Origin of the sequence: Vibrio sp. 1167, from assembly GCF_033340375.1 — a bacterium.
Classification (GTDB): domain Bacteria; phylum Pseudomonadota; class Gammaproteobacteria; order Enterobacterales; family Vibrionaceae; genus Vibrio; species Vibrio alginolyticus.
The window spans coordinates 24,158-30,645 of record NZ_JAWOWK010000024.1 but is presented as its reverse complement, the minus strand read 5'-3'; the positions used below and the strand labels follow the sequence as shown (position 1 = coordinate 30,645).

Below are 6,488 nucleotides of genomic sequence, written 5' to 3'. Positions count from 1 at the left end.
ACATTTTCAGCAACTTAGTTGCTCGTCGTTAGGGGTGCGTATCTTACTTCACACCGTGAGAGAGTCAAGCATTTTTTTCAAATTCTTTTTTCTCTCTTCCCGACTCGCTGTGTGACTTTCGTCTCACTCCGTGTCGGTGGATGCGCAGTATAGGGGGTTGAGAAATTAGCACAAGCGTTTTTTGCAAAAAAACTTTCAACCGCACAAATAACAAGCATTCTGCATAGATACTCAACGATCTTGTCTAATATTTCGGGTTGCAGAGGATCTTTTCATGATGAAACACCTGACTTCTGCATTAAAAGATCGCCGATTTCTTTGTGATTTTGATTGCTGATCTTATCTCTCTTGGTTCTTTTTTCTCTCTCTACCTATATAAAGACGAAAAAAAAGAGCAGAACGATGACGAACTGCTCTTTGGTCTTTGCTTTTTATTTGGGGTACTTCAGGTGAAGTCTTGGAAAAGTGTTTCTTCTATATATAGAAGAAAAGATCAGAGCATCCTTGCCCTTCTCTTTACGACAGATTAGTTAGGGGTATATCTAAATGTCGTTATTGTTCGATGACGCATTGAGCTCGTAAGAGTGGAGCATGCTTGCATTCCCAATGGCGTCATCTTCGAGAGGAACTTAGTTCTTCAATACTTTTACGGTGTAGCTACCATCTTTTTGTTGGTATAGACCGTGGATGTCGGTTTCGAAACCTGGGTAATGCGCACCGATCTCACAAAGCATCTCTAGGAAGTCCAGCACAGGGCGAGACTCTTGAGTCACCATTTCACCAGGAAGTACTAGTGGCACACCTGGAGGGTAAGGAAGGATCATGTTCGCACTTACGCGGCCAACCATTTCTTCCAGTTTGATTTCTTCGATGTTGCCACGAAGCTCTTCTTGCCATGCTGCGTGTGGTGTTACTTTCATTTCTGGAAGTACATCGAACGCTTTGTACATTAGCTCAGGTAGGTTGTATTTCTTAGTTAGGTCATGAATCGCTTGTGCTAGTTCTTGAACACGCATGCCTTCATAGAAGCTTGGGTCTTCGTTGTATAGTGAAGGTAGGAAGCTCTTGATGGTTAGGTTCAAGTCGTAGCCACGTTTAAATTCAGTTAGGCCGCGTAGCAATTGCATTGCTTTTGATTTGTCGATACCGATTGAGAATAGGAACAACAAGTTGTATGGACCTGTTTTCTCTACCACGATGCCGCGCTCGTCTAGGAATTTAGCCACCAGCGAAGCAGGAATACCTGATTCTTCTAGTTCGCCTTCTTTATTCATCCCCGGAGTCAGTAGCGTTACTTTGATTGGGTCAAGATACATGTGGTTGTCATCCATGTTCTTGAAGCCGTGCCATGTGTCGCTAGGGTCTAGTTTCCAACATTCTGTGCTATCGATGTTTTCTGGTTGCCATACATCGAAGAACCAGCTGTCGCTTTCTGCTTCTAGACGTTTGATCTCTTTACGGAAGCGGATTGCGCGATCGATAGAGTCTTGCATCAACTTCTTACCAGTGTTGCCGCGCATCATTGCCGCTGCAGTTTCAGTAGAAGCAACAATGCCGTACTGAGGTGAAGTTGAAGTGTGCATCATGAATGCTTCGTTGAAAGATTCTTTATCAAAGTCACCTTTCACGTGAATCATTGAAGCTTGTGAGAACGCTGCCAACAGTTTGTGTGTTGATTGTGTTTCGTAGAACACTTTGCCTGGCATCGCTTCACCACTCATACCACATTTACCTTCGTAAATTGGGTTGAAGTTAGTGTAAGGCACCCAAGCACTGTCGAAGTGGATGTGCTTACAATCTAGAGACTCTTTGATGAATTGCGTGTTGTACAGCAGGCCATCGTAAGTTGAGTTAGTCACTACTGCGTAACTTGGCGCTGTTGCACCTGGTGTTTTCGCCACTTTCTCTGCAATGACATCGCGGCTGAATTCACTTTGTGGAATACCACCAAGGATGCCGTATGCGTTACGAGTTGGGCGGAAGTAGATTGGTGTCACGTCGCTCATCATCATTAGGTGAGTCAGAGATTTGTGACAGTTACGGTCAATCAGTACTGTGCTGCCAGCAGGTGCTGAGTACATACCAACGATTTTGTTCGATGTAGACGTACCGTTCGTTACGATGTAAGAGCTGTCAGCATTGAATGTACGTGCAATGTATTCTTCTGCATCTTTATGTGGACCTGAGTGGTCTAGTAGAGAACCTAGCTCAGGCATTGAGATTGATACGTCCGCTTTGAATGTGTTTGGACCGTAAAAATCGTAGAAGATGCTACCAGCAGGGCTTTTCTGGAATGCAGTGCCGCCCATGTGACCTGGAGTACAGAAGGTGTACTTACCTTCTTCTACGTATTTGAATAGCGCTTTAGTGAATGGAGGCATAATGGCATCTTTGTATGCCTCAGTCGCTTGGTTGATTTTGATAGCGATGTCGTCAGCCATACCTAAAGCGTACTCGAAGAAGCTCACGTTTAGACGTAGGTCTGTTAGTGAAATGTCTAGAGTAGACTGTTCGTTAGCAAATGCGTGAACAGGCAGTTTTTCGTTGATTTGGCTGATACGTTCACATAGCTCTAGTGAGTATTTATCCCAGTCGAACAGCACACCGCAAATGCGTGGGTTCATCTCAATCATTTTGATCAAGTCTTTATCATCTACTGGGTAAACCACTTCGTAGCCCGCTTTCTCAAGAGCAGCGTGAAGTTGACGAACTGGCTCTTCTTTAAAGAACACACCCATGTGGTTCAAGATAGCGAATATATTCATTTGGACATCTCCAAGGCGAATGAGGGCGCTCTTTGCCATTTACAGGCAATGAGTAAGGTGAGCGCCGCGTGAATTTGGGTTTTATGGGCTGGCACCGTAGTGCCAGCGTTTTGGGGATTAGTTGCTTGCTTGGGCAGGCATGTCGTCAGCGTGCATTTTCACGTACTGAGCAAGACCTGCTTTTTTGCTGTAGAACATCAAGATAACTAGAGACACGATGAAGGTTGCTGTTAGCGTACCGCCCTCTGCACCTGCTAGTGCGATGAAGCAGAACAGACAAGCCACACCAGAGAACAGCATTACGAAGCCGTTGCGTGTTGTCATACCTTCGAAGCGAATCAAGTTAATGCTTGAGTAGAAGTAAGGCAGCATAGTTAGTAGAACTGCGTCAGTTGTTAGCTGGTTGAACAAGTCTGATGCGTGTGCTGTTTTAGAGCTGAAGAACATCAGTACAACCATCAGTGCAGTCATCTTGATTGACGCAAGGATTAGACCTTTCTTAGGCACACCGTTTTTGTCAGTTTCGCCGTAGATTTTAGGGAAGTTGCCGTCGTTTGCTGCGCGTTTACCTGCTTCACCTACTAGCATCATCCAAGAACCTAGCGAAGTGAAACATGCTAGCGCTGTGAATGCTGATACGAATGGTGCTGTCCAGCTACCGAATAGCTCAGTGGTTGCTAGTGCAAATGGCGCACCTGATGCTGCAACTTCTGACGCTGGGAACATGCCGCTGATCATTTGAGTTGATAGGATGTAAATCACACCTGCGATACCAGTACCCAACATAGTTGCTAGTGGTACAGTACGTTTAGGGTTTTCTACCATACCAGTCGATACCGCTGCTGATTCCACACCTACGAATGACCATAGACAGATAAGAACCGCTGTTACTACCGCGTGGCTGTCAGTGCCTGCTGATACGTTCCAGTTTTGGCTGTAAAGCGCAGTATCGAAGTGCGTCCAACCAAATGCAGCTGTACCAACAACTGGGATAAGGATAAGAACTAGACCAAGCGTACATAGACGGCTTACCCAGCTACCACCAAGTAGGTTGACGAAAGTGAAGATCCATACCGATGCAATCGTCGCAATACCTGCTGGGATTGGGTTATTAAGCACAGGGAAGAATACTGAAAGGTAAGAAACACCTGTAATGGCAATAGCCAGGTTACCAATCCAGTTCGCGTGGTAATAAAGAACGCCCGTTTGGAAACCAAATACCGGAGACACTTCGCCAGCATAAGCGATAGGACCACCTTCTTGTGGGTTTTTGGTTGCCAGACGAGCGTAAACGAACGCCAGACTCAGTGCACCGACCAAACAGATCAGCCAACTGAAGATTGAAACAGAGCCTACAGAGGCAAGACTAGAAGGTAATAGTGCGATACCACTACCCATCATGTTACCGGCTACGACACCCGTACAGGCAATAAGGCCGATTTTTTTCGCATTCGATGACATAACATCTCCAAATCTATTCTACTCGAGTCAACATGACTCAAACTGAATGGTTATTAGCGAGATGCTATGAGGAAGAACCTGCTCGACCTCGCTAAATTTCGAAGTGAAGACTACGCCCAAAAACTGGGAAAAAAATAAACTTGGGGTTATCAATAAAATGATTAGTTAATCAACATCAAGTTGAGGTAAACATGATAAACACAAAAATATAAAACCATATTATTCATTTAGTTATAAGAAAAACATCAAACCTTCTACCGATAGATAAACTCTCATCAAATCGTCGGTAATCGCGATAAAAGTTATCAACCTCTATCAACTTCCCCATCCCGAAGGGTTAATTCCCTGAACTGTTGATTCCATAAATCTCTCCCTGATCGCGCTTTTTGACCCACATCAATATTCATCTCGCCTGCAAGAAAGCATCAGAATCATTCTCGCCAAATAACTCAGCCAGACACTTCATACAATCAATAGAGATAGAGATAGAGATAGAGATAGAGAAGCAAAGCGGGTATGTATTCCCGTTGCAAGCTTGCGTTGTTAGCTCCTTCGTAAGTCATTGCCCCACCGCCTCACCCTTTTCACTTTTCGACAGCGACAAAAAAGCCCCTCACCGAAATGAGGGGCTAGCATTAGACTGACGTTGAGTCCGAGAGAATTAAAGCATTCGAACGACAGAAGGGTGAACGGCGCGATACATGGCGTAATCAATCGCCTTCATGTTACTTGGGAAGACCAAGTTTTCGCACAGCAGGTACGTCTCAACCGACGTATCAATATAGAAAGCTTCACTGTAAGACTCACTGGCTAAATCCAGATCACCGTCCAATTCGGCGTGCTTACCGCGAATCACATAGGAAAGCACTGAATCACGTAACCTCAATGCCTGTCCGAGATGCCGCTTGGCTAACGCCGTGTCACCAATGATGGTTTCGTGCAGTGCTAAAGCTTCATAAATTCGCGGTTGAATTGGCCCCACCATCATTTTCACATTAGTCTCTAGTGCTTCACTGAGCTGCTGCATTCGCCCTTTCTTCAACTCCTGTGAGAAATCAAGTGCCTTTTGTACATGGTAAGCAATCAACAACTCAGCTTGAACGTAAGCATTATCCGGCTCGATTTCTAAAATGTTTTCCATCAAGTCGATACCTTGGCGGAATTGTTTAGTATCAGAGACATTAAGGTAATGGTTAGCCTGAACAAACAACTCCAACGCGTCGGGATTCATTGGCATTCCCGCCACCAGCATCGTAGATTTCAATTTGGCATCCGATACTTTCAGCACTTGCATCAAATCCAACGACGCTTGTTGAAGCACTGTCTTTAAATGACTACTGGTTAACGCGTATTGACGACTAAACAACACCTTTTCAGATGAGTTATTGCGATATTCCACCTCTAAAAAGCTACCACCATCATTTTCACGAACCCGCACCACAACCGATTTGCCCGGCACAATACCCGAGGTAAACGACGCCTTCTTTAGCATGACTCGGTAATCGCTCACTTGAGCAATGTCGGACATCAACTTTTGGGCGAATCCGTCTGCCAAATCGTAGCTTAATCCTTCATTCGTAAAATTATCTTGAAACTTGAACTCAATCAGATGGGTATCGATGGCTTGGGTAATACGCACTTCCGATTGCTTGTAGGTAAACACGCCCATCACTACGACCAACATACTGATCCAGATGAAGTTCATAATTCCCAATCGCCAAGGACTGATTTTGTTTTTGCTCTGAGGTGCTTTTTTCTCTTTTGACATCTCGCAGACCGCGCGAGTTAGAGGACCGGCAGGAAAGGTAACGGCTGGTGCTATAGGTAGACAATCCTCTTCCGATTCTTCAACCGAAGGTGGGATCTCTTCATTTTGCCGACTTGTGACAAACTCTTCATGCGTCATAGCAACCACGTTCGCTACCAGCTTATAGCCACGCTTGGGCACCGTGATAACGTAGTTGGTATTTTCCTCTCGACCGTCACGTAGTAGCTTACGCAACTCAAAGATGGATTGAGTCACCACTTGATCGGTCACAATCGCTCCAGCCCAAACGTACTGAATCAATTCCTCGCGGTTGAACACCTCATTCGCATGCTCCGCTAAGAAGTGCAAAAGATTAATTAAGCGTGGCTCAACAGTAACTTCCCTATCTTGTCGATACAGCTTATTTTCATCAACGCTCAAAACCCAGTCATTGATTTGAAAATAGACTCCAACCATGTATGAAAACTCTCGTATCTACAGACAGCGTTACGCTA

At 45.0% G+C, this 6,488-nt stretch carries 3 protein-coding genes; all 3 read right to left on the bottom strand.

Annotated features, from left to right (window positions below):
- Positions 1–629: 629 nt before the first annotated feature.
- The 3 genes from R7Z78_RS23600 to cadC all read right to left on the bottom strand — a co-directional run bounded on the left by R7Z78_RS23600 (position 630) and on the right by cadC (position 6,450).
- Positions 630–2,765: a lysine decarboxylase CadA gene (locus R7Z78_RS23600; RefSeq protein ID WP_104975666.1), complete on the bottom strand. Its 2,136-nt coding sequence runs from the start codon at positions 2,763–2,765 to the stop codon at positions 630–632.
- Between the two features lie 117 nt (positions 2,766–2,882).
- On the bottom strand, positions 2,883–4,226 hold the full coding sequence (cadB, locus tag R7Z78_RS23595; protein ID WP_005434864.1) for a cadaverine/lysine antiporter: 1,344 nt from the start codon (positions 4,224–4,226) through the stop codon (positions 2,883–2,885).
- Positions 4,227–4,887: 661 nt separating this feature from the next.
- Positions 4,888–6,450, bottom strand: coding sequence for a lysine decarboxylation/transport transcriptional activator CadC (gene cadC, locus R7Z78_RS23590; RefSeq protein ID WP_104975667.1), 1,563 nt, complete (start codon positions 6,448–6,450; stop codon positions 4,888–4,890).
- Between the last annotated feature and the right edge of the window lie 38 nt (positions 6,451–6,488).

Coding starts and splice junctions, on each gene's coding strand:
- R7Z78_RS23600 (WP_104975666.1), bottom strand. CDS start 2,765: ATGAATATATTCGCTATCTTGAACCACATGGGTGTGTTCTTTAAAGAA.
- cadB (WP_005434864.1), bottom strand. CDS start 4,226: ATGTCATCGAATGCGAAAAAAATCGGCCTTATTGCCTGTACGGGTGTC.
- cadC (WP_104975667.1), bottom strand. CDS start 6,450: ATGGTTGGAGTCTATTTTCAAATCAATGACTGGGTTTTGAGCGTTGAT.